Annotated in this window: 31 protein-coding genes and 1 tRNA gene; 16 read left to right on the top strand and 16 right to left on the bottom strand. The window is 63.6% G+C overall.

Annotated features, from left to right (window positions below):
* The first annotated feature begins 69 nt into the window (after positions 1 to 69).
* Positions 70 to 414 carry a hypothetical protein gene (locus LDB05_RS18555; protein ID WP_226005457.1) on the top strand — a complete coding sequence of 115 codons (345 nt, stop codon included), beginning with the start codon at positions 70 to 72 and terminating at the stop codon, positions 412 to 414.
* Between the two features lie 48 nt (positions 415 to 462).
* Here LDB05_RS18555 and rnhB read toward each other — a convergent pair whose 3' ends face one another.
* From rnhB to LDB05_RS18575, 4 genes are all read right to left on the bottom strand, one after another.
* Positions 463 to 1,155 (bottom strand): ribonuclease HII, encoded by a 693-nt coding sequence (rnhB, locus tag LDB05_RS18560; RefSeq protein ID WP_226005458.1) that lies wholly within the window; start codon positions 1,153 to 1,155, stop codon positions 463 to 465.
* A gap of 44 nt (positions 1,156 to 1,199) precedes the next feature.
* Positions 1,200 to 1,748 carry a carboxymuconolactone decarboxylase family protein gene (locus LDB05_RS18565; RefSeq protein WP_226005459.1) on the bottom strand — a complete coding sequence of 183 codons (549 nt, stop codon included), beginning with the start codon at positions 1,746 to 1,748 and terminating at the stop codon, positions 1,200 to 1,202.
* Between the two features lie 140 nt (positions 1,749 to 1,888).
* On the bottom strand, positions 1,889 to 2,401 hold the full coding sequence (locus tag LDB05_RS18570) for a GNAT family N-acetyltransferase (protein WP_226005460.1): 513 nt from the start codon (positions 2,399 to 2,401) through the stop codon (positions 1,889 to 1,891).
* Positions 2,402 to 2,587: 186 nt separating this feature from the next.
* Positions 2,588 to 3,940: a tRNA pseudouridine(54/55) synthase Pus10 gene (locus LDB05_RS18575; RefSeq protein ID WP_226005461.1), complete on the bottom strand. Its 1,353-nt coding sequence runs from the start codon at positions 3,938 to 3,940 to the stop codon at positions 2,588 to 2,590.
* Between the two features lie 120 nt (positions 3,941 to 4,060).
* Here LDB05_RS18575 and LDB05_RS18580 point away from each other — a divergent pair, with 120 nt between their 5' ends.
* The 4 genes from LDB05_RS18580 (at position 4,061) to LDB05_RS18595 (ending at position 6,130) form a co-directional block, all read left to right on the top strand.
* A complete protein-coding gene (locus LDB05_RS18580; RefSeq protein ID WP_226005462.1) occupies positions 4,061 to 5,176 on the top strand; it encodes a S1C family serine protease in 1,116 nt (371 codons plus the stop codon).
* Between the two features lie 284 nt (positions 5,177 to 5,460).
* Positions 5,461 to 5,652, top strand: a complete 192-nt coding sequence (locus LDB05_RS18585; protein ID WP_226005463.1) for a DUF7511 domain-containing protein — start codon at positions 5,461 to 5,463, stop codon at positions 5,650 to 5,652.
* A gap of 7 nt (positions 5,653 to 5,659) precedes the next feature.
* Entirely contained in the window at positions 5,660 to 5,848 is a 189-nt protein-coding gene (locus LDB05_RS18590) for a DUF8028 family protein (RefSeq protein ID WP_226007937.1), read from the top strand.
* Positions 5,849 to 5,971: 123 nt separating this feature from the next.
* Positions 5,972 to 6,130, top strand: a complete 159-nt coding sequence (locus LDB05_RS18595; RefSeq protein ID WP_226005464.1) for a hypothetical protein — start codon at positions 5,972 to 5,974, stop codon at positions 6,128 to 6,130.
* A 72-nt stretch (positions 6,131 to 6,202) separates the two neighbouring features.
* Here the strand turns inward: LDB05_RS18595 and LDB05_RS18600 are convergent, their stop codons facing one another.
* Positions 6,203 to 6,388, bottom strand: coding sequence for an HVO_A0556 family zinc finger protein (locus LDB05_RS18600; protein WP_226005465.1), 186 nt, complete (start codon positions 6,386 to 6,388; stop codon positions 6,203 to 6,205).
* A 108-nt stretch (positions 6,389 to 6,496) separates the two neighbouring features.
* On the opposite strand from LDB05_RS18600, the gene LDB05_RS18605 reads away from it, so the two are divergent.
* From LDB05_RS18605 to LDB05_RS18620, 4 genes are all read left to right on the top strand, one after another.
* Positions 6,497 to 7,054, top strand: a complete 558-nt coding sequence (locus tag LDB05_RS18605; RefSeq protein ID WP_226005466.1) for a metal-dependent hydrolase — start codon at positions 6,497 to 6,499, stop codon at positions 7,052 to 7,054.
* Between the two features lie 67 nt (positions 7,055 to 7,121).
* Positions 7,122 to 7,724 carry a tRNA (pseudouridine(54)-N(1))-methyltransferase TrmY gene (gene trmY, locus LDB05_RS18610; RefSeq protein WP_226005467.1) on the top strand — a complete coding sequence of 201 codons (603 nt, stop codon included), beginning with the start codon at positions 7,122 to 7,124 and terminating at the stop codon, positions 7,722 to 7,724.
* A gap of 107 nt (positions 7,725 to 7,831) precedes the next feature.
* Positions 7,832 to 7,904, top strand: a tRNA-Pro gene (locus LDB05_RS18615).
* Positions 7,905 to 8,084: 180 nt separating this feature from the next.
* A complete protein-coding gene (locus tag LDB05_RS18620; protein ID WP_226005468.1) occupies positions 8,085 to 8,324 on the top strand; it encodes a DUF7563 family protein in 240 nt (79 codons plus the stop codon).
* A gap of 193 nt (positions 8,325 to 8,517) precedes the next feature.
* Here LDB05_RS18620 and LDB05_RS18625 read toward each other — a convergent pair whose 3' ends face one another.
* Positions 8,518 to 8,739, bottom strand: coding sequence for a hypothetical protein (locus LDB05_RS18625; RefSeq protein WP_226005469.1), 222 nt, complete (start codon positions 8,737 to 8,739; stop codon positions 8,518 to 8,520).
* A 171-nt stretch (positions 8,740 to 8,910) separates the two neighbouring features.
* Here LDB05_RS18625 and LDB05_RS18630 point away from each other — a divergent pair, with 171 nt between their 5' ends.
* Complete coding sequence (locus LDB05_RS18630) at positions 8,911 to 9,117, top strand: hypothetical protein (RefSeq protein WP_226007949.1); 207 nt, start codon at positions 8,911 to 8,913, stop codon at positions 9,115 to 9,117.
* Positions 9,118 to 9,190: 73 nt separating this feature from the next.
* Positions 9,191 to 9,475 carry a DUF7344 domain-containing protein gene (locus LDB05_RS23655; protein ID WP_425498609.1) on the top strand — a complete coding sequence of 95 codons (285 nt, stop codon included), beginning with the start codon at positions 9,191 to 9,193 and terminating at the stop codon, positions 9,473 to 9,475.
* 28 nt (positions 9,476 to 9,503) lie between these two features.
* On the opposite strand, the gene LDB05_RS18635 is transcribed toward LDB05_RS23655, so the two are convergent.
* From LDB05_RS18635 to LDB05_RS18640, 3 genes are all read right to left on the bottom strand, one after another.
* Complete coding sequence (locus LDB05_RS18635; RefSeq protein ID WP_226005470.1) at positions 9,504 to 9,770, bottom strand: HalOD1 output domain-containing protein; 267 nt, start codon at positions 9,768 to 9,770, stop codon at positions 9,504 to 9,506.
* Positions 9,771 to 9,884: 114 nt separating this feature from the next.
* Positions 9,885 to 10,016 (bottom strand): hypothetical protein, encoded by a 132-nt coding sequence (locus tag LDB05_RS23435; RefSeq protein ID WP_277521060.1) that lies wholly within the window; start codon positions 10,014 to 10,016, stop codon positions 9,885 to 9,887.
* A gap of 83 nt (positions 10,017 to 10,099) precedes the next feature.
* Positions 10,100 to 10,333 carry a hypothetical protein gene (locus tag LDB05_RS18640; protein WP_226007950.1) on the bottom strand — a complete coding sequence of 78 codons (234 nt, stop codon included), beginning with the start codon at positions 10,331 to 10,333 and terminating at the stop codon, positions 10,100 to 10,102.
* A 974-nt stretch (positions 10,334 to 11,307) separates the two neighbouring features.
* Between LDB05_RS18640 and LDB05_RS18645 the strand changes: the two genes are divergently transcribed.
* Positions 11,308 to 11,703 carry a type IV pilin domain-containing protein gene (locus tag LDB05_RS18645; RefSeq protein ID WP_226005471.1) on the top strand — a complete coding sequence of 132 codons (396 nt, stop codon included), beginning with the start codon at positions 11,308 to 11,310 and terminating at the stop codon, positions 11,701 to 11,703.
* Positions 11,703 to 12,167 carry a type IV pilin domain-containing protein gene (locus LDB05_RS18650; protein ID WP_226005472.1) on the top strand — a complete coding sequence of 155 codons (465 nt, stop codon included), beginning with the start codon at positions 11,703 to 11,705 and terminating at the stop codon, positions 12,165 to 12,167. Before LDB05_RS18645 ends, LDB05_RS18650 begins: the two co-directional genes overlap by 1 nt.
* Before the next feature lie 279 nt (positions 12,168 to 12,446).
* Here LDB05_RS18650 and LDB05_RS18655 read toward each other — a convergent pair whose 3' ends face one another.
* From LDB05_RS18655 to LDB05_RS18675, 4 genes are all read right to left on the bottom strand, one after another.
* On the bottom strand, positions 12,447 to 14,360 hold the full coding sequence (locus LDB05_RS18655) for a hypothetical protein (RefSeq protein WP_226005473.1): 1,914 nt from the start codon (positions 14,358 to 14,360) through the stop codon (positions 12,447 to 12,449).
* Positions 14,357 to 14,866, bottom strand: a complete 510-nt coding sequence (locus LDB05_RS18660) for a hypothetical protein (protein ID WP_226005474.1) — start codon at positions 14,864 to 14,866, stop codon at positions 14,357 to 14,359. Before LDB05_RS18660 ends, LDB05_RS18655 begins: the two co-directional genes overlap by 4 nt.
* 751 nt (positions 14,867 to 15,617) lie before the next feature.
* Positions 15,618 to 17,702, bottom strand: coding sequence for a hypothetical protein (locus tag LDB05_RS18670; RefSeq protein ID WP_226005476.1), 2,085 nt, complete (start codon positions 17,700 to 17,702; stop codon positions 15,618 to 15,620).
* A 221-nt stretch (positions 17,703 to 17,923) separates the two neighbouring features.
* On the bottom strand, positions 17,924 to 21,898 hold the full coding sequence (locus LDB05_RS18675) for an Eco57I restriction-modification methylase domain-containing protein (RefSeq protein WP_226005477.1): 3,975 nt from the start codon (positions 21,896 to 21,898) through the stop codon (positions 17,924 to 17,926).
* A gap of 186 nt (positions 21,899 to 22,084) precedes the next feature.
* On the opposite strand from LDB05_RS18675, the gene LDB05_RS18680 reads away from it, so the two are divergent.
* Positions 22,085 to 22,333: a hypothetical protein gene (locus LDB05_RS18680; protein WP_226005478.1), complete on the top strand. Its 249-nt coding sequence runs from the start codon at positions 22,085 to 22,087 to the stop codon at positions 22,331 to 22,333.
* A 60-nt stretch (positions 22,334 to 22,393) separates the two neighbouring features.
* Here LDB05_RS18680 and LDB05_RS18685 read toward each other — a convergent pair whose 3' ends face one another.
* Together LDB05_RS18685 and LDB05_RS18690 are read right to left on the bottom strand one after the other, a co-directional pair.
* On the bottom strand, positions 22,394 to 23,974 hold the full coding sequence (locus tag LDB05_RS18685) for an acetolactate synthase large subunit (RefSeq protein WP_226007938.1): 1,581 nt from the start codon (positions 23,972 to 23,974) through the stop codon (positions 22,394 to 22,396).
* Between the two features lie 143 nt (positions 23,975 to 24,117).
* Entirely contained in the window at positions 24,118 to 24,507 is a 390-nt protein-coding gene (locus tag LDB05_RS18690) for a pyridoxamine 5'-phosphate oxidase family protein (RefSeq protein WP_226005479.1), read from the bottom strand.
* Between the two features lie 177 nt (positions 24,508 to 24,684).
* Between LDB05_RS18690 and LDB05_RS18695 the strand changes: the two genes are divergently transcribed.
* Positions 24,685 to 24,990 carry a hypothetical protein gene (locus LDB05_RS18695; protein ID WP_226005480.1) on the top strand — a complete coding sequence of 102 codons (306 nt, stop codon included), beginning with the start codon at positions 24,685 to 24,687 and terminating at the stop codon, positions 24,988 to 24,990.
* A gap of 152 nt (positions 24,991 to 25,142) precedes the next feature.
* A complete protein-coding gene (locus LDB05_RS18700; RefSeq protein WP_226005481.1) occupies positions 25,143 to 25,871 on the top strand; it encodes a profilin-fold protein in 729 nt (242 codons plus the stop codon).
* Positions 25,872 to 26,013: 142 nt separating this feature from the next.
* Here the strand turns inward: LDB05_RS18700 and LDB05_RS18705 are convergent, their stop codons facing one another.
* On the bottom strand, positions 26,014 to 26,289 hold the full coding sequence (locus tag LDB05_RS18705) for a PadR family transcriptional regulator (protein WP_226005482.1): 276 nt from the start codon (positions 26,287 to 26,289) through the stop codon (positions 26,014 to 26,016).
* Positions 26,290 to 26,292: the final 3 nt, after the last annotated feature.

A 26,292-nucleotide genomic window follows, 5' to 3' on the forward strand; every position in this document is an offset into this window, starting at 1 on the left:
CTCCAGTGCGAGCGGTGAGTAAATCGTTTCAACGACTACTATAAGGGGCGGGCTCGAGTGACTCGATTTATGGACGTCTCCGCCGGCTCGACGGCTCGGTCTCGAGCGATCACCGCCCTGATTCTGGGGTACTTCGTCGTGTTGGCCTACGCGACGATCACGAACGATCCGCTGGCGGCCACCGTCGTGGAACTCGGCTTCGGCATCATCGCGATTGCCGTCGGGGCGATGCTGTACGACCGGAGCGAGGGACCGCGATCGGTGCTGACCGTCGGTGCGGGCTGTCTGATCGCGGGCGGCGTGCTCGCGTTCGTCGCCGTTTTTACGAAGTCGATCACCGTCGACACGTTGTCGTCGCTCCTCGTCTTTGCCGGGGTCGGCTGCTACGTGTACGCCGTCTGGATCGCGAACTGAGCCGCGCCGATTCAGTCGGCCGATCTGCCGATCCGTTTTCGTAGAACGCTAAAACTGCTCGAGCCCCGTCTGCTCCGCTGCGGCGAGCGCCTCTTCGCAGGTCGACCACGATTCTCGGGCGAACGGCGGGAGTTCGCGGTGTTCGTCGATGTAGGAGGCGAGGAACTCGCGGGTGGTCGAATCGCCGGGGTAACCGCTCCCGATCTCCCCGTACTCCTCAGCCAGGGTAGCGACGTGTGCGTCGCGTTCGACTTTGGCGACGATGCTGGCCGCCCCGACGAGCGGCGAGTCGTCGTCGGCACCGTGGCGCGCGTCGATCTCGAGGGCGTTTGCGAGCGCGTCCGACGATCGGTCCCCACAGGCTTCGGCGACGCGACGAGCGAATCGATCGGCGTCGGTGTCGCAGGCGTCACAGAGCCCGGAAACGGGAGCGCCCTCGAGCTCGTCGCTCTCGAGGTCCGCGAGCGCCGCGTCGATCGCCTCGGCGTGGGCCGCGACGGCCAGCGAATTCATGTCCGTCTCCGGGTCGTCGATCCGCGTGGGGGTGATCTCGGCGACGCCGACCCGGATCCCGTCGTCCGCGTGGAGCGCCGCCGCCAGTTCTTCGCGGCGGGCGGGCGCGAGTCGTTTCGAATCCGCGATTCCCTCCGGGAGGGCGCCGGAATCCTCGCAGTGGACAGCCGCCGCGAACATCGACCCGAGTGCGGGTCCCTTGCCGGCTTCGTCGACGCCGAAAGGCATACCTCGAGGATCCGTCGCCGACGGCTAAATCGTTGCGTTCTCGGTCACTCCGGGATCCACCCGGCGAACTCGCCGCCGTCGATCGGCACCGCCAGGGCGCTCAGAACGCGCGCGGTCATCAGGTAGTGGCCGGCCAGCATCGTCAGTCCCACGACGGTTTCGGTGTCGGTGACCTCGACGGCCGCCTCGAAGAGCGGATCGGTGACGGTGCCCGCCGCGACGGCGCTCGCGTAGCGCATAATCGCCTGCTCCCGTTCCGGGAACGGACAGTCATCGTCGCGGGCGATCGCCGCCAGTTCATCGATCGTGATGCCCGCTTTCTGGCCCAGTTCGACGTGCTGGTGCCACTCGTAGCGCGCCCGGACGGCTCTGGCGACCGACAGGATCGCCAGTTCCCGTTCGCGCGTCGATAGGTCGCCGGCGTTCCACAACGCAGTCCCGTAGCGCATGTACGCCTGCATCGCCCGCGGAACGTGGCCAATCGACTGGAACAGGTTCAGTTCGCCGAGGACGTCTTCGTCGAAGAGATACTGATAGTCCTCCGGGAGCTCCTCCTGGGTCAGTAACGGAACGCGTGCGTCGTCACGTGACATAGTCCTACTGCGAGAGGGTATCACAAAACGATACTGTCAGCGATGCGCTACCGGGGACCGATCGTCCCAACGGCTTCGGAAATCGCTCACGCTGGTTTCCGTCGCTGGCTTTCCGACTAGCCGATCCGAGTTTCGATCGATTAATTTTCGGTGAGCCCCTTTCGCATCTCCATCGCGGGCAGTTCGAGATTGCCCGAGTCGTAAGTCCCAACGGGTCCCTCGGCGCCGTTGGCGTTGCACCGGCCGATACGGTCGAATCCGCAGGCCTCGTAGAAGCCGACGGCGTTGAGAGCGGCGAAGACGGTGAGGGTCTTGTGGCCAGCTTCCCGGGCGTGGAACTCGACGTTCTCGATGATCTCGGCGCCGACTCCCGTTCCGCCGTACTCGGGGTCGACGAAGACGCCCAGGAGCGAGCCGTCGCCGAGACGCACGCCGCCGAATCCGATCACCTCGCCGTCGTCCTCGGCGACGGCGGCGTACCGGTCTTCCCCGAATACGTGTTCGCGTACATCCATGGGTTCGGCGTCGGTCGGAGCCAAGTATCGCAGCTCCTCTTCGTCGTAGCTGTCTGCCCCGTAGTGGTGGAGCGCGTCAGTGTGAATGCAGAGCATCGCCTCGGCGTCTGCCGATTCAGCCGCTCGTACATCGACCACGGGGTACGCAAGCGTTGAGCGCCGAAAAAAGCGTATTGAAAATAACCTGCCACAAACGACATCGACAGAATCGGTCGTTAAATTACGTTTCCTTACCGAGTCGATCGATCTAGTTTCAGCTCCCGTTTCGGATAAGATGCCATATTACGAGCTACCGCTAGGCGACGGATCGACCGCTCGAGAGTGCTACGCGGTCGAACGCGGCTCGTCCAGGAAGTACTCCTCGAGTTCGAACGGTTCGTCCTCCCCCTCGACGCCGGTCACGTCCAGTGCCGTCACCTCGGCGTCGGTTTCGAGCAGGCCCGCCAGACTCGGCTCGGTCCGGCCGTCGTCGCTGCTGATGAGTTCTTTCACGTAGAGGCCGCCTTCGCCGTGGATCCGGATTTCGGCCTCGGTCGGCGAGCGGAGGTCGCCGTCGATCCCGTAGACGGTTCGCTCGCGGGTCAGTCCCGCCCGCCGGTGGTCGACCCGCTCGGGCGTGTACTGATCGACGGTCGTCCCCTCGAGTTCGGCGAGCGCCGTTTCGAGGGCGTCCTCCTCGACAGGCTCCGCGAACTCGACGTCGGCCCGGTACTGCTTGCTCGCGTCGTGTTCCTTGACCCGCTCGACCATTTCGTAGGTCGCGAGCCGGAGCCCCTCGACCTCGACGGAGCCGTCGGCGGCCGCGTTGATCTCCGCCTCGAGCGCGTCGGGATCCGGATCGCGCTCGCGCGGTCGTTTCACCTCGAGCACGAACGGCCGCCCGCCCTCGAGCATGCGGGCGTCGACGTCTTCCCGTCCCGCGCCGTGGAAGGTGCCCTCGTCGCCGTCCATGGCCTCGACGACGTGGGGTCGAACGACCTGTTCCACGCTGGTGTCGTACATGTAGCCGGAGCCGCCGCAGTACTCGCAGTCCACCTCGCCGTCGTCGCCAAGCTGGATGCCGCTGCCGCCACACTCCCGGCAGGGCCACTCCGTCTGCGGGATATCGCGTTCGAGTTTGCGGTAGCGGCCGTAGACGAACGCGGGGTTGATCTGCACGTCGACCGCGTGGCTCGTGACGGTGCCTGACTCGAGGGCCTCGAGCGGGTCGAACCCCTCGAGATCGACGATCGCGAGCACGTCGGGTCGGTCGAAGTCGACCTCGGTTTCGGTCGCCGCGCCGACGCGTCGGCCGACTTCGCGGTTGACCTCGCGCTTCATCGACTCGCCGGCGTCGGGCTCGAGACCGGCGTCCTCCCGGAGGAGTCGTTCGTTCTCTTCGACGAGCGGTGTGACTCGCGAGCCGACCTGGTAGGTGGCGAAGTCGACGCCCTCGAGGGCGTCCACGATCGTGTCGGCGATGGCGTCGAAGGTGCCACAGTACCCCTCGCAGACCCAGCAGTCCGCCGGGTCCGTGGGCTCGAAGTCGTCGTCGTCGGCCAGCGCAACCGTCGTGCGCAGCGCTCGGCCCCGCTCGGCGTTGGTCAGCCCGAAACTCCGCTCGGCGAAGGGCCGCCCGAGACAGGAGTCGCAGATCGCTCCCGTCGCCAGCAACGCGCGGGCGTCTTCCGTGATCATGTCTCGTGACTCGGGGAGCCGCGGGTAACACGTTTTCCCTTCGGGGGAACGACCGCCGGTGGCCGAAATCGCCAGCCGTCGGCCCGGAGGTTCAAATGGGTCGGGTCCCATCCCCCGGCTATGCAGGATTCCCGACTGGACCGCCGCTCTTTTCTCGCCGCCGCGAGCGCCGGCCTCGCCGGTGCCGTCGCCGGCTGTGCCGAGCCCCAGGCCGATAGCTCGATCGAGGGCGACTCCTCGTACACCATCGACCGAGAGAACCTCGCGGAGGGATCGGCGTTTACTGACCTCTACGATGCGATCATCGAATCGGTGACACAGGTCCGCGTATTCGGCATCGAGGATCCGGATACCGGTGCCGAAGGTCGCGGTCAGGGTTCGGGCTTTCTCTACGACGACCGCCACGTCGTCACCAACGACCACGTCATCGCCGACGGCGAGGCGGCCGACCTCCAGTACATCAACGGCGACTGGACGAGCACGACGCTCGTCGGCCGCGACTACTACAGCGATCTGGCCGTCCTCGAGGTCGACCACGCCCCCGACGCGGCGACGCCGTTGTCCCTGACCGAGCGCCGCCCCGTCGTCGGCCAGCAGGTCGCCGCGGTCGGCAACCCCTACGGCCTCGAGGGATCGATGTCCGCGGGGATCGTCAGCGGCGTCGACCGGACGCTCAACGCACCCCAGCGGCAGTTCTCGTACCCGAACGTGATCCAGACGGACGCTGCGGTCAACCCCGGCAACAGCGGCGGGCCGCTCGTCGACCTCGAGGGGAACGTCGTCGGTGTCATCAACTCCGGCGGTGGCGACAACATCGCCTTCGCCATCTCGGCGGCGCTCGCCGGACGCGTCGTTCCGGCGCTCATCGAATCGGGCTCGTACGATCACTCCTACGTGGGGATCGGGCTCAGAACGGTCGATCGCATCGTCGCCGAGGCCAACGACCTTCCCGAAGCGACCGGCATCCTCGTCGTCTCCGTTGCCGACGGCTCGGCCGCCGACGGCGTCCTCCGACCGTCCTCGGAGACGGTCCAGCGACGCGGCGAATCGATCCCCGTCGGCGGTGACGTGATCCTCGAACTGGACGGTAACCCGATCCCCGATCGCCACGCGCTCTCGACGTATCTCGCGCTCGAGACCAGTCCCGGGGACACGCTCGCGATGCGTCTCCGACGGGATGGTCGGACGATCACCCGCGAGCTCACGCTCGGCGCCCGGCCGTCAGTTTCGAGATAGCACGTCGTTCCGGACGCCACTGGGAGATGACGGTCGATCGTCCGACAGTCGACAGCCAGCCGAAATCGGTCGTTACTTCGTCCCCGTCGCCGGATTCCCGCGTGCATCGATCCGTAGCGGTATCGTACACGACAGGACTCGTTGAGTTCTTTTTCGCCCGATTGAGTCGTTCGAATCGTGCCGGAACCGAACGCTATCGACGGAAACGGTTGCGTTAGATACTCGATAACAATACTACCAGATCCGATAGCACTGCACGGCGAGTCGCTGTCGCCCGATACCCCATGACCGACGCCGATTTCCACTCACCAACCACCGAGGAACCGCCAGTCGAACTCGATCACGTCACGGTCGAACCCGACGACGCCCCGGCCGAGTGTGCAATCTTTCCCTGCGGGGCCAGCGAGGACGAACTGATGACTGCCTGGATCTCGGCGCACGACGATTCCTTCGTCGACCTCGAGTCGATGCGCTAGTGCCATGATACATCTGAACCGCTCCGTCACCGCTGCCGGCTTCTGGCTCGGGACCCTGCTACCCATTGTCTATCTCCCCGTCATCTTCGCCGGTATCGACTCGATGCAGCGCCTGTCGCTGTTCGTCGCGCTCCTGTCGATCCACGTTCTCGCCCTCATCGTCGGCCACGACTATTCCGGCTCTCGATCCCGGTGATACCCCTCCACAGCTCGTCGAGACGGAGTTTCGCGTCACTCCGAGCCGGCTGTCAGTCGCGATTTCGAACCGGTAAGCAGTGGGCTAAAAAGCGCTAAGTTGGTATGTGTGGTATTCTCACACATGAAAACCCGGTGTCCGCTCTGCCGTCGCCTCGTTCCCAGCGACGCACAGCACTGGTGTCGCTGTGGCAAGGCCATGGACTCGCGGTGTTACGATGCACACGACGACTGGTGTGCAGTTCGCAGCGGCGACGCGTGGATCGGTGCGCTCGAGCGATAGCGTCGCGGTCGCGGTCTCCGATGACCGGGCCGACGACAGTGACTCCGGTCCCGGTCGCCGGCGACCCGACGACTACTCGAGCGAGGCCGACCAGACCTGTACCTGGGGCATTTCGCAGCTGTCACAGACGACCGCTCTGTTGTTCTTGTAGCGCCCTCGCTCGAGTTCGCCCTCGGCGCAGTCCGGGCAGGGCCGGCCCTCGAGTATCGCGAACAACTGCCGTTTCCCGCTGGGCTTCGACGGCTCTGATTTCGCCATGTACTCACTCCATACCCGATATCGGGGAAACGGTTGGCCATGCCTATGCAGCGTCGACATGGGCTCGAGTCGAAGCCCCTATGGATCCCTTCGGCGTACTGCCGGGGGATGTGGCCCTGGGGACACCTCGCCGTCGCCTACTTGTTCTACACCATCAGCATACGCCAGCGGTTCGATCGGCCGCCGTCCACCCTCCCGGCCATCGCACTCGCCGTCGGTTCGCAAATCCCGGACCTGATCGACAAACCCCTCGCGTGGAACTTCGGAGTCCTGCCCGGCGGTCGAACCCTCGCACACTCGCTGTTCGTCGTCGCCCTCCTCGCCCCGGCCGTCCTCCTCGTGTCGGATCGGCTCCGACACCGAGCGATCGGCGTCGGCTTCCTCGTCGGCTACGGCTCGCACCTCCTCGCGGATATTCCGCCCGCGGTCCTCTCCGGTGAATTCGCCCACGCCGCCTACCTCCTGTGGCCGGTCCTCGAGCAACCCCCCGAAGAGCCCGTCGCCGGGATTCTCGATGCCATCCTCCACTACTACACCCTGGGGGCCTACGAGTGGGTCCAGTTCGGGCTGTTCGCCGTCGCCGTCCTCGCCTGGTATCGCGACGGTATGCCCGGACTCGAACTCGTCACCGCCCCGATCGTGCGGCGATTCGGGAGCCGGTCCTGAGCGGTGAACGGCGGCCGACCCGGCACCGAACCGTGGCGGCTATCCCACCGGCCCGTCTCTCACCGGTATGCGCCAGTTCGTACTCATCGGTCACGACGTCCCCACGACGCCCGATTTTTCGCTCGACGACCTCGCGGGCGGGGCCGGTCGCCTCGACGCGCTCTGTCGCTCGATCACCGCCGCGTTCGTCACCTCACACGGCATCCGGGAGGACGTCCGCGTCCACCTGATCGCCCAGGACGAGTTCACCGTCACCTTCGACGGGCGCGAACTCCAGCGACTCAACCCCGACGAACGAAGCACCGCCGCACTGGTTCGCAAGGCCCTCGAGCACCGCGAGGATGCAATCGGCGCGCTACCCGCGGAACCCAGCCCCGGTATCGAACTCTACCGTCGCGGCTTCGAGGGCACGCTCGAGGCCATCGCCGACGACGGCCCGATCGTCCAGCTCCACGAGGACGGCGACGCGGTAGTCGACGTCGGTACGGACGCGCTCGCGGAGTCGACCTTCGTCCTGTCCGACCACCGGGACTTCACTGACGAGGAGGCGGCGCTGCTCGAGGACTATGCCGACCGACGGCTTCGGCTCGGTCCCGAACTGCTGCACGCGGATCAAGCGATCACCGTCGCCCACCACTACCTGGATACGGACGGCTACGAGCGGTTTTGACGGTGGTTCTGGGCCGTCGATGACTCGAGGAATCGGACCTCCCTCGGGTGATCCGACGGCGACTTTCGGAAGCGTTAAACGAACGGATGCGTACACTCAGAATGTGCGGGCCGGTGGGGTAGCTTGGTATCCTTCGGCCTTCGGGTGGCCGTAACCGCAGTTCGAATCTGCGCCGGCCCACTTTCTCCCGCATTTCACGACGACGAGCGGAGCGAGGAGTCCGTAATGCGGGAGAAATGGATCCAAGCAGATTCGAATCAGGGAGGAGCTTCGCTCCGACCGTGGTTCGAATCTGCGCCGGCCCACTGCATATAAACCCCTTTTCCCGCACTTCCTGACACGTAGCGGCCGCTCTGCGGGGTGGTCTGCATGACGGTCGCACCGTGGCCGTCGGTCGACAACTCGACGTGCAAGCACTGCGGTGCCCACGTTACGGACCAGTTCCGTCGCGTTTTCGGTGACGATGACGATCGGGCCCACCGCTGTGGCGACTGCGATACCTACGCGCGACTGAGCCGCGGCTCTGCAGCTGGTGTCGACGTTTCGGTTCCAGATCCAGAGACATCGCACGGTCGGCACGGAGGTAGTGCCGATGCGTAGCGGATTCGTCCGGGCGAGTGAACTGTACGATGTCGAGAGTCGAACGACCATCGCCCATCCGGCCCATCAAGCGACCGATACCGACGTTCGGCAGGCGCTTGAGGATCGAGAGATTCGAGCCGACGGCGGACATTCTTCGAACGAGATTAGCGATTTCAATAGTGTCACCGCTCGGTATGACAACGATGCAGGTCTATCGGATAATCTCGATAAGGATGGCCCCGATCGCTCCGGTCACCACCATAGCCAGCATCGGTTGGAGGGGGAAGGAATACAGCATGCCATAGGCTGCGATCCCGAACACGGCCATCGCTATCAGCAGAAGCTGGATCGTCGACAGGATTGTACCGAGCATTGTCTTCTCCGAATCCCCATCTCTGTCGTCCACAGGGCCTCCCTCAGTGTGTTCCACCATGCCCTACTCCTAGAAATATCGACAAATATAGCTTTCGCAGATACTGGGACGGGTGAGGCCGATGAGTAACGCGTTTAGCGGTGCCGACAGCGGTTTACCCCCGCTTGAGGATAGAGCAGACCTGTACTCGGACTGGACGCGCACAGTTCGTTACGCACGGGAGGGACCGGTATGAGCGTCGACGCCGACCGAGGAGATCATGACCTCGAGGCTGAGCTGGCAAGCTCGGCGGCCGGTCGATTCGGTATTCCTGTCGACGCTGTCTGCGTGGGCTGTGGGCAGACTCGAGTCGGCGGTAAGTACAGGCCAAAACTGTACTACCTGACTCAAGAAAAAGAGGAGCTCTTCATGGTTATCTATTTACACATCCTTTATTAGCTACGGTATGGTAATACGTAACATGACTCTCGAGGGATGCTATCCAGATAAGGCACCGATGATAGACCAACTTATGGATACGCTGTGTGATAGTGTCCGGCGAGAGACGATCCACTATTTCGAGAATCACAATAGCGAAAAGACCAGTACGGTCGATCAATTGGTCGCTCACATAGAGACGCGAGTTCCAAATATAAATCACGAGGAACTATCACTTCTGCTCCAACATAACCATCTACCAAAACTGCAATCAAGAGGGTGGCTGGAGTTCGATCATCGAAGTAACACCATCCGATATCACGGACATGAATCAGCCCAGCAGTGGCTGGAAGAAATGTTAGAGGTATTTGACGAATAGAGACAGTATCTTGAGCCCTCAGAGTGAGTCACACGAACGTTTTGTCAGGTTCCGATGCTGACACCTGATCTCTGACATCCACATCCCCCGTACTATCGACAGCTACCGTATAGCCTTTATATTCGAATTCGACTTTAGCAGGTCTCCTATCGGACGTATTTGATTGATAGAGCGAGTCGAGTGCGTCCGTATCAATAGCGTAGTGGATCGGTGGTTGGAGTTCCGCTGGTGACACCTGTTCGCGTTCGGCGATTTTCTCAACAATCTTGAAGCTGACCGATTGAGTGTTGTTCACAGCTATCGCTGCCAGATTCCTACATAGTCCATCCGGATCCGCCCGTGGCGGAGCCTGCGATCACGCCGGGAACGGACCGCTCGAGGGCACCCGAATACTCGAGCGCGCCGTCGATCAGAAGACGACGACCCAGACGTGGCCGCAGTGCTGGCACTCGAAGGTCGTTCGGAGTCCGTCGTCGGTGACCGCTCGATCGGTCACGTCACAGGGGCTGGACAGACACTCCGGGCAGAGGGTATCGGGCATTGCTGGTGGCGGGGGTTCGATCGGGGTGCGGGTTGCTGGCAGCCGATCCGGTATCGGGGGCGGGGACTGCGGTGGGGACGGTGCTAGTCACGGTCGCCCTCCAGCGAGCTGGGGGGTATCGTGCAGCCACAGGGGGAGGCGGTGGCCTCGAGCGGGCCGGTGACGGAGACGACCCAGACGGTGCGGCCGCAGGTGGGACAGTCGGGGAGGGAGGCCTCGAACCGCTCCATGGCCGTGGCCGTCGAGTACTGCGTCTCGCCGGGTGGCTCGGGTTGTTCGCTGGGCGCGGTGTCGGCAGGGTCGCGATCGTCGGTCATCGCGACCTCCGGGAGCGGCGCGGGCGGCCGTTGTGGGCCAAAGCTGTAGCTGTTCGATGGAGTTGATTCCACTGTCGTGCGGGACGTTTATATCCCGGTAGGATGTAGGCGGTCATGGCTTTCGAATCCCCAGATGGGATTGGAAGCCAGGTCTCGGGTGCCACTAACACCCGGGGCGTTTCGAAGCGCCCCCACGCGGTTGCATTCGGAGACCGACTTCCGATTGCATTGTTATCATGAATTGACTTATATCTACTGCTAATTAATGGGGAAGATAGGTCGCAGCGGGTCGATGTACTGGGTGACATGGGCTACTGCCCGAGGTAGGTTTCGTGCGGCGCGCTTCGATCTTCTGCGCGTACCTGCTAGAGCCTGACCGAAGCCGGTTGCCGGCTCATGTTGGCACAAAACCATTTACAATGTCAGCGCGCGCCAGCGATAATCTGTATTTTGGTGTCTGCTCACACTGGATTCACTGCGGCCACAGTGGTTGAAATCTCTTTACTGAGTGTTTTGCGCGGTATCTGTCAACAGCAGAGTCTTCCTCGACTGTTTCCTGTAGGCCCATAGACGACTTCTCACGGGTGTTTGGCGACGGCACGGTCGGTGCGAATGAGTTGAGGATTGTTCACAGGGCAGAATCATTCCTAGAATTAAAAGCAATAGTTGCTGACCAGCCAACGGAGTAAATCGCAATACGGCGGCGCTTCAAGACCGTTCTGTAACCCCTCTACGATAGCTTGATTATCATGTTTGAAAGCGTCTCGAGATACTCTAATGACATGTTGACTGTCACTATCCCATACCTATATATGGTCTAAATCTTCTGGTTACTATCAGCATCCGCGACGAACGGGACGGAAAGCGCAGGCGCGCAGATGGCCCCCTGGCCCCGTGCGCCACTTGACCCAATCAGATGGGTTGAAATAAGTTTTCCTACCGTTCACGCCGGTGCTGTACGGTGGTTCAAAACTATGGACGCAAAACGAATCAGATCGAAGCTGATCGGAAGCGAAGACGAACGAGCAGTATCGCCAGTTATCGGTGTAATCCTTATGGTCGCTATTACGGTCATTCTCGCGGCCGTGATCGCAGCATTCGTGCTTGATCTTGGTCAAAGCCAAAGCGCAAGTGCTGCTGCTGGTGTCGAATTTGATGCCAGTAGTGGTGATGTCACGATCACCTATATTAGCAGTGATCGGATTGATGACGGTACTTCCCTGGATATCCAACAAGATTCGGGAGGTTGTGACGGAGAATCTCTGAGCAGTGTTGGTGACTCAGTAACTTGCTCCCATAGTGATGAGTCAGTGACTGTGGTCGGGACATACCAAGGAGAGCAGACGGTTGTCGCAAGCTGGGAACCCTGATGAGATCGAGTCGACAATCTACGGAAGATCAGGATGACCGAGCAGTATCACCAGTTATCGGTGTGATACTCATGGTGGCAATTACAGTCATTTTAGCCGCTGTGATTGCTGCATTTGTCCTTGATCTTGGCCAGAGCCAGAGTGCAAGTGCTGCTGCCGGTGTCGACTTCACCGAGAACGGTGACGAAGTCACCGCTCAATTAGTTCAGATCGATAGAGCGGACAACATCTACGTGCGGGCCACGGATAATAACGGAGACACGAGATGGATCGGACCCGATGATCAGGAGGTAGACAAATCTAGTCGTAATGCGTGGTCCGTTGGAAACTCTGTTACAGTCGACACATCTAGCCCCGGGTCTGGCGATCTAAGCGGTTGGAGTGGCAGTGGTGGTACCATCGAATCCATTACTGTCATCGGAGATCTCGACAATCAGGATACCGTTATCCAGAGCTGGGACTAATTAACAAGCGGATCTCATTTTTTCTGCGGTCATTCTAAAGAATTGAGTCTCCTTAGGTACGCCCGACTGTAGTCGATGAATCGATAGAGATCCTCCTCGACACGCTTTACGGATCAATTTCCGGTGGTCTGAATTGAGTTGAAATTGTAAGAATACTGATTGGATATTGTTATAGTGAAACCGTCCTTGTGTCAGAATAGTGTGGTCTGAAATTGACACTTGAATAAGAGAGTGACACAGCCGCTTGACTATGTATTATAGTAATTTAGACCCCATGTCCTATAGTATTATTTGAAGCACAAATTCGTCGGTGGGGCCATAAAACAAAAACGCAAACACGGCCATGAGAATGGTAGTGAGTCCACTCCCCAAACCCAACAGGATCGCACCAACGGACTCATTCAGTCGGTCGAACGCCGCGAAGAGACTCCACAGCATGGCTCCGCTCGCGACTGCGAGGCTGAGGAGCGCGATTCCCTGTATTGTCTCGTCGGCAGTGTAATTCTGTATCACGACGGCGATAAGGATGAGTTGTCCGCCGATGAAAACGGTTCCAGCGTAGCTAAACGCGAGCCACAGTGGTCGCTCCGACACTGTCGCACGCACCCATCGAAGACGGGCAATGGCATAGATGGCGAGCGGGAACAATGGGTACACGTATCGGACAGTGAGCATTGCATGGAGCGGTAATCGGTAGATGTACAGTAGCGTGATCAGAACGCCGTAAATTACGACAAATACGTCGGCGGCAAAGACCGGTCTAGATCTAAAAGCAGGAGACGCACCTCCGATTACCCTGTTGACTACGGCCCGGATGGCGACGACGGGTGCAGCTACCAGTGCGCCCGCGATCGGGAGCGCCTCGAGGAAGGCGACGTTGATCGCGAGCCCAGTCGCACCCGGTGATGAAAACTCGAGATACCCGCTCCGAACGAACGTGTGGTACAGTCGACTCGGGTCCCGCTGGATCGCCTCGAGGCCGTGGGAGAGAAACTGCGTGAAGAGCAGTGCCCTGTCGATGGTACTGATGAGTGGCGCTGCGGCGTCCCCTATGGAACTACTGAGAATGGCATCGACGATTCCGCCACCGCCGGCTCCGGTACTCCCACCGCCCGACGTACCCGCCGTTCCGCCTCCGGTCACCCGTGCTCCGACCGCGTCGCTGCCGTACCGGTCGAGCATCCGCGGCGGCGTGAACGGACCGCCGGAGATCAGGTAGTTCGTCAGGAAAAACGGAAGCAACGAGACGAGAAAGCCCGCTGCAACCGTCGCGAGCGTTCGGATCCCGTTTTCCCGTGCAGTGACGAAGTCCGCGACGACGATAGCGATGAGGAGAACGATCCCCTCGGCGGCGTTCAACCACGCGGTGAGGCCCACCGGAACGTAGGCGGCGGCCCTGTATCGCCGATACGTCGCGATCCGGTCGGTCTCTCGGCTTCGGTAGAGACAGAAGAGGGTGAGCAACGCGAACAGAGCGGTCAGAACGTGTCGCTTCGGGATCGTCGCCCAGAGCAGTGCCGGTGATGCGACCCCGGCCGCGACACCGGCCGCGAGCCCGATATCAGCCGAACAGATCCGCGAGAGAAGCCGATAGACGACGACCGCGGATCCGGCGGCGGCGACGAGCGTCGCGAGCTGGAGCGCGAGATACGCGAGGTGATCGACCAGCAACGGCGTCGCCACGTACACGCTGCCGCCGAAACTGGCGAGAGCTACGACACCGCCGACGAGATGACCCAGTTCGCGACGGTCCACCAGTCGCCCGCCGACGCTGACGGTAGCGAACATCGAGAGACTCCACAGTGCCGCGAGAGCGATGCGAACGTCCGCGACCGCAGCGATCCCGTCCAGCACCCAGAGGAACGGGAGCGCGAAGACGATGTGCGCGAAGTTCCGGGGGTACGCCTTTCCGTCGTACTCGGCCATCCCCGGCGTCTCGAGCGTCTCGCCGTACGTCGGCGTATCCACGTGGAGGTGCCCCTCGCTCAGCGCGACGAGCCCGTTGGCGACGGTCAGGTTGTCGTTGATCGAGTAGGTCGTCCGCCAGAGTACCATCGCCGCGGTACACGTGAGCAGAAAGACGAATCCGCCGCCGTAATCCCCGAACACGAGCCGTCCGAGGCGACGGGCGACGACGCCCGCTCGGCCCGTAGATTCGTCGAGCGCGTCGCGATACTGTGATCGGTAGCTCACTCTTCGACCTCCACCGTGATATTTCGACTGACGAGCGTCCGTTCGACGGTGGTCTCGTTTTCCGTGCCGTGGTAGGTGAGACTCAGTTCCGCGTCGTACTGGTCTTCGGTGACGCGGTCCGGGTCGACAGTCGTTTTCGGAATCGACAGTGTGGTCCGTTCCGGCGACTCCTCGCTCACTGTCGTCGTCGACAGGGACGTAATTCCGAGTTCACCGATGCTGATCTCGTACGTGAGTCGTACGCATCCCCGAATATCGGTCGTACGTACGTCGGCGTCGGGCACGGATAGCTTCCAGACCTCGGCCCCGAACTCGGAGCGGGTGAGGGTCGCGGACTCGGGAAGAGACGACGACTGGACCACCGCAGTCCCCTGGTCGGAGAGCGCACCGCCTTCACAGGGACTGTCACGGCTCGTAAAGTCCACCGGCACGAAGGGACCCGAAGTGAATACCGTCGCAGTAATAACTCCGATGACGACGAGCGACACGACCCGGTGCCCGATCATACTGATCCTCTATATCGAAGTCGGTGAAATAAATATGTTGATACGACGAAAGCGCGCGAAAATTTGCTACGAGACTCCTGTTTTCTTCGATAGTAGAAAATCTAATATCAAATATCCGTAGTTAATTACAAATATCTCATCCATAGAATTCGACGACGAAGGCGCGGAAATCACGTAGATCAGCTGTTCGATCGGGCTCGTCGGTCTCGCACTCCGTACAATGGTGTCTGATACAGCGGCCCTCAATGACACCCCTGTCTCGGTTAGATGCCAGCGTATGATCGATACGCGAGAGCCGAACCGGAGAGTAGCGGTCGTCGCTTCTCTACGTTACGATCGGACTCCGAGGAGTCACTGTCCATTCCGTCTGGGATTCTCTCTCCCTCCCTTTTCACCCTCGAAGACTTCTTCTTCGTCGACGACCCGCGGAGCCGGCTCCGGACACGAACAAGCGTTGTGCGGACTGACCGGTCGCACCGTCCCGTCCTGGCACGCCCACACGGTAAACAGTTCGCCGCAGTCGTTACAGATCCCAGCCGCCTTCTCCCTGTCTTCGTTCGTTGGTGTCACAGGATTGATCTCACTCGCAGTACCATGTCAACAGTCCCCAGACGGAAAGTATTCGGGGTCGGGTTCGTACGGTAGTCCGTCGCTACGACGATCGATACGCGACCCTCTCCCCTCGAGACACGGCCACCCTTCGAAAACCCACGTCCCGCGTCCAGTCTCGAGGCGACAACCCGCCCCAGCGTCAGAGCTTCTCGGCGTCGCGAGCCTGCTGGGAACGCCGATCGGCCTGCTCGAGTCTGTTCGCCGCTGCGTTCGAGAGCGAGTCCGGAATCTCACCCTCCGCCTCGGCGAGTCGCGTCGTCACTCGCTCGAGGCGGTCCCGGACGGCCTCGAGTTGCTTGTCGGCGTTGCCGCGGTCCTCGTCGCGTGCGCGCTCGGCCGCCCGCTGTGCGGACTCGGCGACGGCCGCGAGGGCGCGCTCGAGCCCGTTGACGGCGTTCGACGACCCGTCGTCATCGTCGTCGTCATCGTCGGAATCACCATCGGTCCGGGATTCGACCGCCGCCCGCGTCTCCTCGGCGATCTCCGCGACGAACTCCGAGAGGGACGCCTTCCCGGTCTCGGGTCGCTCGATTCGAACCCCCGAATCCGAATCCGGATCGGGGTTGACGCGATACGCACCGACGGCGTCGTCGCCGTCTCGCACCTCGGTCGTGTAGGCCCCGCCGTCGTGGACGTAGACGGCGTCGGTCCCGTCCGACGGCGACTCGTACAGCCGCCCGGCGAAGTCGTCCTCGACGGCGACCGCCGAGAGATCGGTCGACGCCGACTCGTCGCCGAGTTCGACTTTCGTCGCCCGATCGCGAGCGACCAGCGGAATCTCGCCGTCGACACCGGCGGCCGTCGTCGCCCCGTCGTCCGAAACGGTGACCCGCTCGCTGTGCGGCGCTTTTCCGGCCCCGTTGACCGTCAGCCGGTGGTCGCCGGCCGGCACGTCCTGTGCGACCGCAACCCCGCCGAACGTCGGGACCGCCTCGGGCTCGCTCTCGAGGAGGACGACCGACTCGAGGCTCGACTCGACCGTGGTCAGCCCCTCGTCCTCGGGAGCGTCCTCGCTCGCGACCGCGTCCGTGACGCGGCTGACGACGGTATTGATCGGGGCCGCGTCGCCGATGGCGTCGTATCGATCGGCCAGTTCGGCCCGGTGGTTGGGGACCGAGATGTCCGCGGCCGGGTTCTCGTAGCGGGGCTGGCTCCACGGGGTCCCCGTCGTCGTGAGGTGGCCGGCGAGCGCGTCTTCGACCAGGTCCGGAACGGCGAACTCGAAGCTCAACTGCGGCCCGGTGAACTCCGCGATGTGTTCGCGCTCGGTGCTCGGAACGAGTTCGTACTCGATGTCGGCGTCGCCCGACCGCTCGCCGTGCTGGAAGACGAGTCCCGTTTCGCGGGTCGGGAGGTCCGTCGGCGGCGACGTCAGCGCGTCGAGCGATCGGACGGTTATGTCGCCCGAGATGAGCGACTCCTGCGTGACGGACGGCAACTTCTCGTGTTCGTAGATCGGCTCGCCCTCGTACTCCGGGACGACGTAGGGAAGCTGCGAGCCCTCGTCCCGCGGCAAGCCGTACGCCAGCGGGTAGTCGGCGAGGTCCTCGATCCCCTCGATCGCCGTGTTCGTGATGTCCGCGAACAGGTCCCCGTCGGGGAGCCGCTGAAACCGATCGGCGACGTCGTTGACGGACAGTGCGCTCGAGTGCGAGCCCAGTTCCGAGAGGATTCGCGGAACCATCTCGGGGTCGGGATCCAGAAACTCGTTGTTGGGGACCTTCCGGGAGTGGGAACTGGCGACGTACAGCTGGGGCTCGTCGGTCTCCGTATCGACGAAGACGTGCAACACTTCCCAGTCGTGCCAGTGGAAGTTGGTCGTGAACTGGTCGAACGCCGAGTAACACCAGAACTGGACCACGGCGAGCGGCGACTCCTCGTACTCGACGGCGTGGTAGAGGACCGTCGGGTTCGGCGGCTCGCCGTCGCTGTATTGCTCGTGGTAGCCGTCGAAGGCGTCGAACCCGTCGACGATCGTCTCGCCGTCACGCTCGCTGGTGTACGGCTCCGGATCCGTCGGGAACCACGGTTCGCGGCTGTCGAAGTACAGCGTCGGGGCGAATCGCGTCGCCAACTCGCGAGCCGTCTCGTCGTCGAGCTGGCTCGTCTCGCCGTCGTCGCCCTGTTCGAACGCCGAACAGCCGGCGAGCCCGGTCGCGCTGAGACCGACGATCGCGCCGAGGACCGTTCGCCGATCCAGGTCGACCGTCGTCTCGTCGGTCACGTCGTATCACGACTCCGCTGAACGGTCAGCACTAATACATTATTGAGGAACCCCGTTTCGGACATACCTCTTCATGAGTCTCTCCGCAGAATAATCCTTCTGTCCGACTTAGTCACTAACTGTGTCTTCTTTGATACGATGGGCCGCGTCGAATCGATAGTCCGACCGAAACGGCGGACGATCGATCGCACGACGGCCGTCGGATCGGACCCGGACGACCCTCAGCGGGTCCGCTCTTCGCCGCCGAACTCGCGGCGAACTCGCGCTCGCTCGTCACCGGTCACTCCGTAGCAGTCGAACACGCGATCCGCGATCCGCTCGTCGATCGTCGCGATCCGCTCGTCCAGCGCCGCGGCACGAGCGCGCTCCTCCTCGAACTCCCGGAGGCCGTCCGCGACGTCTGCGAGCCGCGGCAGCGTGATGGCGGCGACGCGCTCGAGCGGCGAGGTCGTCTTCGTCGCGGATTTCCTGAAGTCGGCGAACCCGCGTCCCCTGTCGACGGCGGCGGGAACGAACGCCTCGAGGAGGGCCCGTCGCTCCTCGTCGACGGGTGCGAGTTCGAGTGCCGGAATCGGCTCGGTCTCCGCGTACCCCCACCGATCGGTCTCGCGTGACGCCTCGTCCGGTTTGTATCGAACGGTCGCCGACACGACGACCGACGATCCCTCCGTCGTCACGTCGACGGCACCGATTCGGAGGTCGGGCCACTCCGCGGTCATCGCCGTGAGCTTGGTCGTCGCAACCCCCGCAGCCCGGTGACAGCCGGCGAGATCGCCCAGCGCTTCGCCGTCGTCGTACTGGCCCAGGTGCTCGAGGACGTCCGGCGAGATCCCCGATCGCTCGCTCGTGAGCGCCAGCCGGTCGTCGACCGCGTCGACGAGCGCCGGATCCGGCCCCTCATCGAGTGCAATCGGAAACGCGTCGAACGTCGACTGGTTGATCTGCGGGAACACGGATCGGTACGCGGCGCGGGTGTAGTGGTGGTAGCAGTTCAGGAGCGGCGAGTTCAACACCCCGAGCAGGTGTTTGAGCTCGTCGCTCGAGTCCGAGTCAGCGCGGACGGTGTATGCCGACTTGATCGTCGCGCGGTCCGCATCGTCGTAGGTCCCGACGAGCGAGTCGCTGGTCTGCCTGAAGACGAGCTTCGGGCTCCGATAGATCTCCTCCCGTTTCGCCACGTCTTCCGGCCGGATATAGCGGATCGCGTCGTCCTCGAGCCCGTATCGATGCACTGCACCCCCGGGAACGATCGGTCGGCTATCCGGCCCCCCGCTCGACGCCAGACACGCGTCCCGTTTGCCGATCTCTTCGCCGCGCGAGACGGTGGCGAACGCCTCGAGCGGGGGGTGTCGATCGACGGTTTCGATGATCGATCGCACCGCTTCGTCGAGGGAGAGCAGGAACCGCGTCGCGTCCCGCTCCTCGAAGACGTGCTCGGGAATCCGATCGTACGCCAGTGACGACAAGCTCGATCGATCAGACGCATCGGCACAGCGTATTTCGCCCGCAGTATCGGCACTGATACAGACGACGGCACCCGTTTCGACGCCGGGAAACGCCGTTCCGATCCGGACGAGCCGCGAGAGCGGCGTCTCACCGAGCACGAACTCCCGGATCGGTTCGTTCTGTTCCCGGACGAGGATCGAATCGGGAACGACGACCCCGACGCGGCCGTCGCGCGACTGCCGAACGGCCTGTTCGTAGAAGGCGACGTAGAGGTCGAACTGCTCCCGGGTCGTCTCGAACGCGTCCGCGAGATAGGACCGAAGGCGCGAGTCGATACTCGCGCTACAGCCGGTACGGCCCGCCGTCGCGACCCAGGGCGGGTTCCCGACGACGGCGTCGAATCCGGCCGACCCGCTCGCCCCCGAGCCGTCGAGTATTTCGGGGAACTCCAGCGGCCAGTGGAAGTACCCCTCGTCGTCGGCCCGCTGCTGGGCGTCGTCGAACCACTCTTCTCGAGCGAGCCGGTCCCACGCGTCCGCATCGTCCACTGCGGCTGCCATGCGTTCGAACGCGTCGTCGGGCACCCCGTCCAGCCCGAACTCGAGCGCCGTTCGGACGTTCGCCATCGCCTCGAGCCGCCGATAGCGCTGGCGCTGGCCTCCCCGGACCGCCGCGGGTCCTCCCTCGAACTCCCCTCGACTCGCGGTCTCCGATCCTGTTCCGGTCGCGTCTCCGTCCGGATCGCGGGTCGCCGGTACCAGCTCGTCGATCGCCTCGCGGTCGCAGCCGACGAGCGCGTTCCCGGATTGCAGGTGGTGGCCGAGCGACTCCGGCGGCCGCTCGGCCGGCAGCGTTCGGAGCCACAGCGACAGTCTCGCGAGTTCGACGGCGATCGGGTCGCAGTCGACGCCGTACAGACACCGCTCGGCGACCCGCCGGCGCGCCCAGTGGATGTCGCGCGACGTCTCGATCGTCGACGGCCCCGCTCGAGTCGCCTGCCTCGCTTGCGCATCGAGGACCTCGCACGCGAGATACTCGACGACACGGGTCAGGAAGTGGCCACACCCCATCGCGGGGTCGAGGACGTTCAGATCGAACACGTTCCGGGCGAACGCCGCGGCGAACTCCCGGTCGCTTCGGGTCGCTCGGACGTCCTCGCGAATCTCGGTCACCAGGGGCTCGAGCGTGTGCTCGACGATGTAGTCGACGACGGACGCCGGCGTGTAGTACGACCCCGTGGTCTTCCGTTCGCCGCGTTCCGTCGTCAGGGAGACGCCGGCGGCGTCCACCACCTCCTCGACGGCGTCGACGCCGCTCGGCGCTCCCCCGTCTTCCAGTGCCGATGGCTCGTCGGCGACGGTGAGCGTACGCTCGAGCAGTCCCTCGTAGAGATCGCCGAGCTGGCGCGCGTCGAGCGAGGAGTAGTCGACGAACGGTCGGTCCCTCGCGGCGTCGCCGTCGGTCGGGGTCGGCCGCCGAGCCAGGCGGTCGATCGCGGTTGCCAGGAAGGCGTCGCCGATCGCGTGGGTGGCGAGGAATTGCAGCTCTCGACGCGCGTCGTCGTCGGGTGCAGTGTCGAACAGCCAGCCGCTGTTCGTCGGGAGAGCCCCGTTCGTATCGGACGTGTCCGGCGTCCGTTTCCCGTCGATGCGCTCGAACAGATCCTCGAGCCGCGTCTGGAGGTCGTCGGTATCGAGGCGGTACGCCGGCTCCGACCCGTCGAGTTCCGTCGCGATTTCGCGTTTCAGCGAGTGGAGGCCGTCCGCTCGCTCGTCCCGGTCGGTGGTCCCCGCGAGCGAGTCGATCTCGCGCTCGGCGGCGAAACCGAACAGTAGCCGGTACAGGTAAACGCGGGAACTCCGGGACAGCAATTCGAGCGTCTCCTCGTCGGGCTCGTCGTCGAGGCCGTTGTCCGGGTGTCGACGGAACCCCTCGGCGAGCACCGCGAGCGCGTCGGCGGCGGTTTCCTCGAGGTCCGCGGCGAGTTCCTCCGCGAAAGTCTCGGTCTCGCTGGCGACCTCGTCGCAAAAGCACGTCCCGTTCGCGTCGTCGAGAAACGCCTCGCGGCGAAAGAAACAGTAGAAGTATTTGAACGCCTCGCGGTCGCCGTGCTCCAGCACGCCCGGAAGGTCGATCTCGTAGTAGGCGTCCGGACGGTGGGTCCCCGACGCGCGATAGAGACGCCATCGCCGTCCGTTCGCGAGCACTGCCCATCGGGCGGGCGTTTCCCGCAGGAACTCGTGGATTCGGTAATCGGGGACCCGGAACCCGCAATCGGCCGCATCTCGACCGGGCGTGTCGGGCGTGTGATCCCATTCCCCGACGGGAGCGACTGCGACCGGATCCGTCTCGCAGCCGCCGTCCGTTTCTCCCCGGTCGGCTTCCGTGACCGGCATATTCAGCGCTCGAGCGACCCCTCGGACGACCGACTCGTCTCGAGCGACGTCGGTCCGATTCGACGTCGCGTTCCGCTCCCAGCAAGCGCTGACGGCGTCGTGGGTCTCACGGAGGTCGGCCGCGTCGATCGCGTTCCACGCGGTCGTCTCGGGGAGGACGTCCTCGAGATAGCGCGTCGAGAACAGGCCGCGGTCGGTGCGGTACGGAGGCGTGTGCTGCATGAGAGTCGGGACGGAGGTCGGGTCGCCGACGGCGTCGCCGCCGCCATCGTTCGCGACGGTAGCGCCGGCGACGACCGGGGTATCGGTCCTCGCCTTTCTTTCGGTGTACGCTGCTACGACGGAAAACCACACAGGGACGTATAATAGTTACCCAGACCGCCCGTAGGTGTTCGCTGCGTCGCAGTCGTCCGACCGGGGGCTCGGGACCTGGGTGGGATCGGTCCTCCGGGAGGCTGAAGCGGACACGTGACCGGTCCTGACAGTCCGGATCGCCGTCGGACCCGAAGACACTTCCAGCGTCTGGGTGATGACGCACGTATGGGTCGACGACTCCGTCCGGACGGCGCGAGACGGCGCCAGCGGCTACACAGACGGCTTCGGCAGCTCGAAGCGGAACTCGAGGAGAACGGACAGCGTCTCGTCCAGCTCGAGAACACGCTTCGACACGTCGTCCGAACGACGGCGGACGTGTCCATCGGTGGGCCCTGCCAGTGCGGCGAGAGCCTGGTGATCGTCACGAAACAATCGCTGTACTGTCCGGAGTGTTCCTATCAGCGAACGGTCTGAGCGGCGGTCGCGGCCGCGTCAGAGCGACCGCTCGCGGCCCGGGTTCTCGGCGGAGCCGGCTCACTCGAGTCGAATCTCGATCAACGCGAGCTCGTCGGAGGGGACGGCCTCGTCGAACGCCTCTTCGACCGCCGCCCAGCTCTCGGGTCGGTACGCGTCGATCCCGAAGCTCTCGGCGAACGTCACCAGATCGGGGTTCGTCAGCTCCGTCCCGGTGTGTTCGCCGCGGTCTTCGTCCTGTTTCTCGGAAATGAGCCCGTAGTCGTCGTCGTTGAACACGACCGTCGTAAAACTACAGTCCAGCCGCGTCGCGGTCTCGAGCTCCGCCGCGTTCATCAGGAACCCGCCGTCACCGGTCCCGGCGACGACGTTCGACTCCACCGCCAGATCGGCCGCGAGCGCGCCGGGAACCGCGATTCCCATGCTCGCCAGCCCGTTCGAGATCACGCAGGTGTTTGGCTCGTACGTCGGGAACGACTGCGCGATCGCCATCTTGTGACTGCCGACGTCCGAGACGAGCACGTCCGAATCGTCCATCGCCTCGCGCAACAGCGGCAACGCGTTTCGTACCGTTACCGGATCGTCGTCTGCCGGCGGCTCCGTCACCGACTCGAGCAGGCGATCGTGGAGGTCCCCACACCACAGGGTACAGGCATCCTCGGCGAGGCAGTCGTCGATGGCCTCGAGAGCCGCGCCGACGTCCGCGACGATCTCGACGTCCGGGTTGTAATGGCGATAGACCTCGGCGGGCTCGTAATCGACGTGGACGATCGTCTTCTCGAGCTCTGGGTTCCAGCCCGCCGGGTCGTGCTCCGCGATATCGTAGCCGACCGCGACGACGCAATCGGCCTGCTCGATCGCACGCGCGGCCTCCTCGTCGGGCCCCGAATCGAGCGTCATCAGCGACGCCGGCTCGCGGTCCGAGATCGCGCCTTTGCCCATGTACGTCTCGACGACCGGGAGCCCGACGCGACCGACGATGGCGCGAATATGCTCCGACGCGCGGGTCCGGACCGCGCCGTTCCCGGCCAGCATAATCGGCCGTTCGGCCTCGTCGATCAGCGCCGCGGCTCGCTCGGCCGACTCGTCGTCCGGATCGGGCCGCCGAACCGGATCCCGCCGCTCGATCGCCTCCTCATCGATCTCCACGGCGGCGACGTCCTCGGGGAACTCGAGGTGGGTCGCCCCCGGCTTCTCGTACTCGGCGAGTTTGAACGCCTTCCGGACCATCTCGGGAACGATCTCGGGCTCGGCGATCTGGGAGTTCCAGGCCACGATGGGCTCGAAGACGTCGACGACGTCCAGCGCCTGGTGGCTCTCCTTGTGCAGTCGCTCCCGGTCGCCCTGGCCGGTGATCGCGACGACCGGACTCTTGTCGAGTTGCGCGTCGGCGACGCCGGTCATCAGGTTCGTCGCGCCCGGACCGAGCGTCGAACAGCAGACGCCCGCCTCGCCGGTCAACCGCCCGTGGACGTCGGCCATGAACGCCGCCCCCTGTTCGTGGCGCGTCGGAACGAACCGGATCGACGAGTCCCGCAACGAGAACAACAGGTCCTCGATCTCCTCTCCCGGAACCCCGAAGACTCGATCGACGTCTTCCGCCTCGAGACAGGTGACGAGCAGGTCGGATGCCGTCTGCATGGTGGTCCCGTCCACACCGCTGTCCATTAATCGCTCACCATCTAGAGAATCGTACACGTATGCGCAGTATCGAGTGACGGGCCTCCAGCCGTCGTCGCGGTCGCTCGAGGGATCGACCGACACCCCGCTCACTCCCGTCGACCCTACAGAATCCGGTCCGGCCGGATCCGCAAGAGGACGCGCTCGGTTTCGATCGGGTTGGGATACTCCTCGACGTCCATGTACCGCCGGGCGAGTTCGTCGATGTGTTCGCGAGCGCCGTCGGTCGTGATCTCGTCGACCTCGCCGATCACCGAGAGGAACCGGTAGGGATCGTCGGGATCGGTCATGCTGACCCCGACGGCGGGGTTGTGCTGGACGTTTCGTTCTTTCTGGCGGCCGCGTTCGGTGTTGACCAGCAGCCGGTCGTCGTCCTCGTCGTAGTCGATCCACACCGGCGTGACGTGGGGAAGCCCGTCTTCGGTCAGGGTCGCGACGTGTGCGAACGTTTCCGTCTCGAACAGGTCGTGGAAGTCGTCGGGTATCGAGGTCACGTCCACCGCGTTCGCCGGCCTCGTTCTTGGGCGTGGTGCCTAACTACTCCGGCCGATGTGACCGTACTGATTCCCCGCTCTACGCTCTCGTACGCGTACATGTCCATAACTGAGAACGACATTGACCACGCAAGTGTCGGCTGACGGCTTATGCATCTCGACAACGATTAGGTCTGTATGACAGATCGTCAACCGGTGACTCGTCGGCGAGTAGTGCAGCTAACAGGTGTCGCGGCTTCGACCGCCCTCGTTGCCGGCTGTGGTGGTCCGGGTGGAAATGGCGGAAACGACACCGAGGAAGACGACGAAACCGAAGCCGAAGAGGGAACCGGAAACGGTCAAGATATCGAAGACGAGCCGGTCGATAACGAGACCAACGAGACCAACGAGACCGGAATGAACGAGACGAACGAGACGAACGAGACCAACGAGACCGGAATGAACGAGACGAACGAAACCAACGCGACCAACGAATCCGAGTAATCACCCGCCGATACCCGTTCTCCGACCGGTAGCGGAACGGACTCGCCGCCGATTCGAAACCGCGGTCGTGGCGGTCACCCGTCCGGAAGCGGACTCCCGAGAGGCATCGCCGATCCGCAACCGTTACTCCCTCTCGCTCCCTTCCTCGAGTAATGACCGACGGACTCGAGACGGAGGTCGAGGAGATGGGCGACGTCGCCGAGCGACGGGACGAACTGGCGGCCCGCGTTCGAACCCACGCCGGCGAAATCGCGCGGGAACTCGCCGTCTTTCAGGGCGGCGACTACGGTCAGGAGACGTTCAATACGGACGGCGGCAGCTGGACGCTCAAATACGAGGCCGGCGACGTCCAGTACCTCCGATTCGACCCGAAATCGGGCTCGGAGACGTACGTCGTCTCGAGCAAGCAGCCGCCGGAACCCGAGGCCCTCGAGACGGCGATGGCCGACTACGGGGCGTTCGTCGAGGCCTACAACGAGTACGTCCGCTCGTTCGAGGGGATGCTCGCGGACGTCTCCGGCGAGTTCCCCGCGGTCGAATCGACGGCGGAACTGGTCGCCGAGCGGGATCGCATCGTCGAGCGGATCCGCGACGTCTGTAATGCGATGGCGAGCCAGCTCCACCGCTACGACGGGGACTACGGCACCTACGCGACGACGATCTCGGGGACCCGCTGGGAGCTGAAGTGGGAGGAAGACCTCGCCTCCTACCTGCGTGTCGGCGGCTCGGACGGCGTCTACCTGCTCTCGCAGTACGGGCCGCCCGCAGCCCCTGAAGTCCGCCGGCTCGCCGACGACGTGCCCGCGTTCGTCGCCGACTTCAACGCCCACGTCGCCGACCTCGAGGCCGACCTCGCGGAGATCAGCTTCGAGGACGTCTAGAAGTCTATCTCGACCTCAGCTCCCGTTCAGAACGATAGCGACGCCTCGAGGACGCCGGGTGAGATCGGCCGCGGATCACGAGCAGCGACGCGGAAGCGGGGCGCTATCGGCGAGCGGCTCCCGGAGAGAACGCGGCGAGGAATTACACGTCGACGTACTGGTCGACCCACTCCTGACGCCGCTGTAATGCGCGTCGACCTTTCGGCGTCAACGCGTAGTAATTCGTCCGTCGGTCGAGTTGCCCCTTTTCGACGAGTTCTTTCTCGACGAGCGTGTCGAGATTCGGATACAGCCGGCCGTGCGTAACCGGCTGATCGATGTAACTATTGATGTCGTCCAGAATCGCTTGTCCCGACGGCCGATCTTTCCCTGCGATCACGTACAACAGATCACGCTGGAAGCCAGTTAGCTGGTCCATGGA

Origin of the sequence: Natrinema salinisoli, assembly GCF_020405205.1 — an archaeon.
Lineage (GTDB): Archaea > Halobacteriota > Halobacteria > Halobacteriales > Natrialbaceae > Natrinema > Natrinema salinisoli.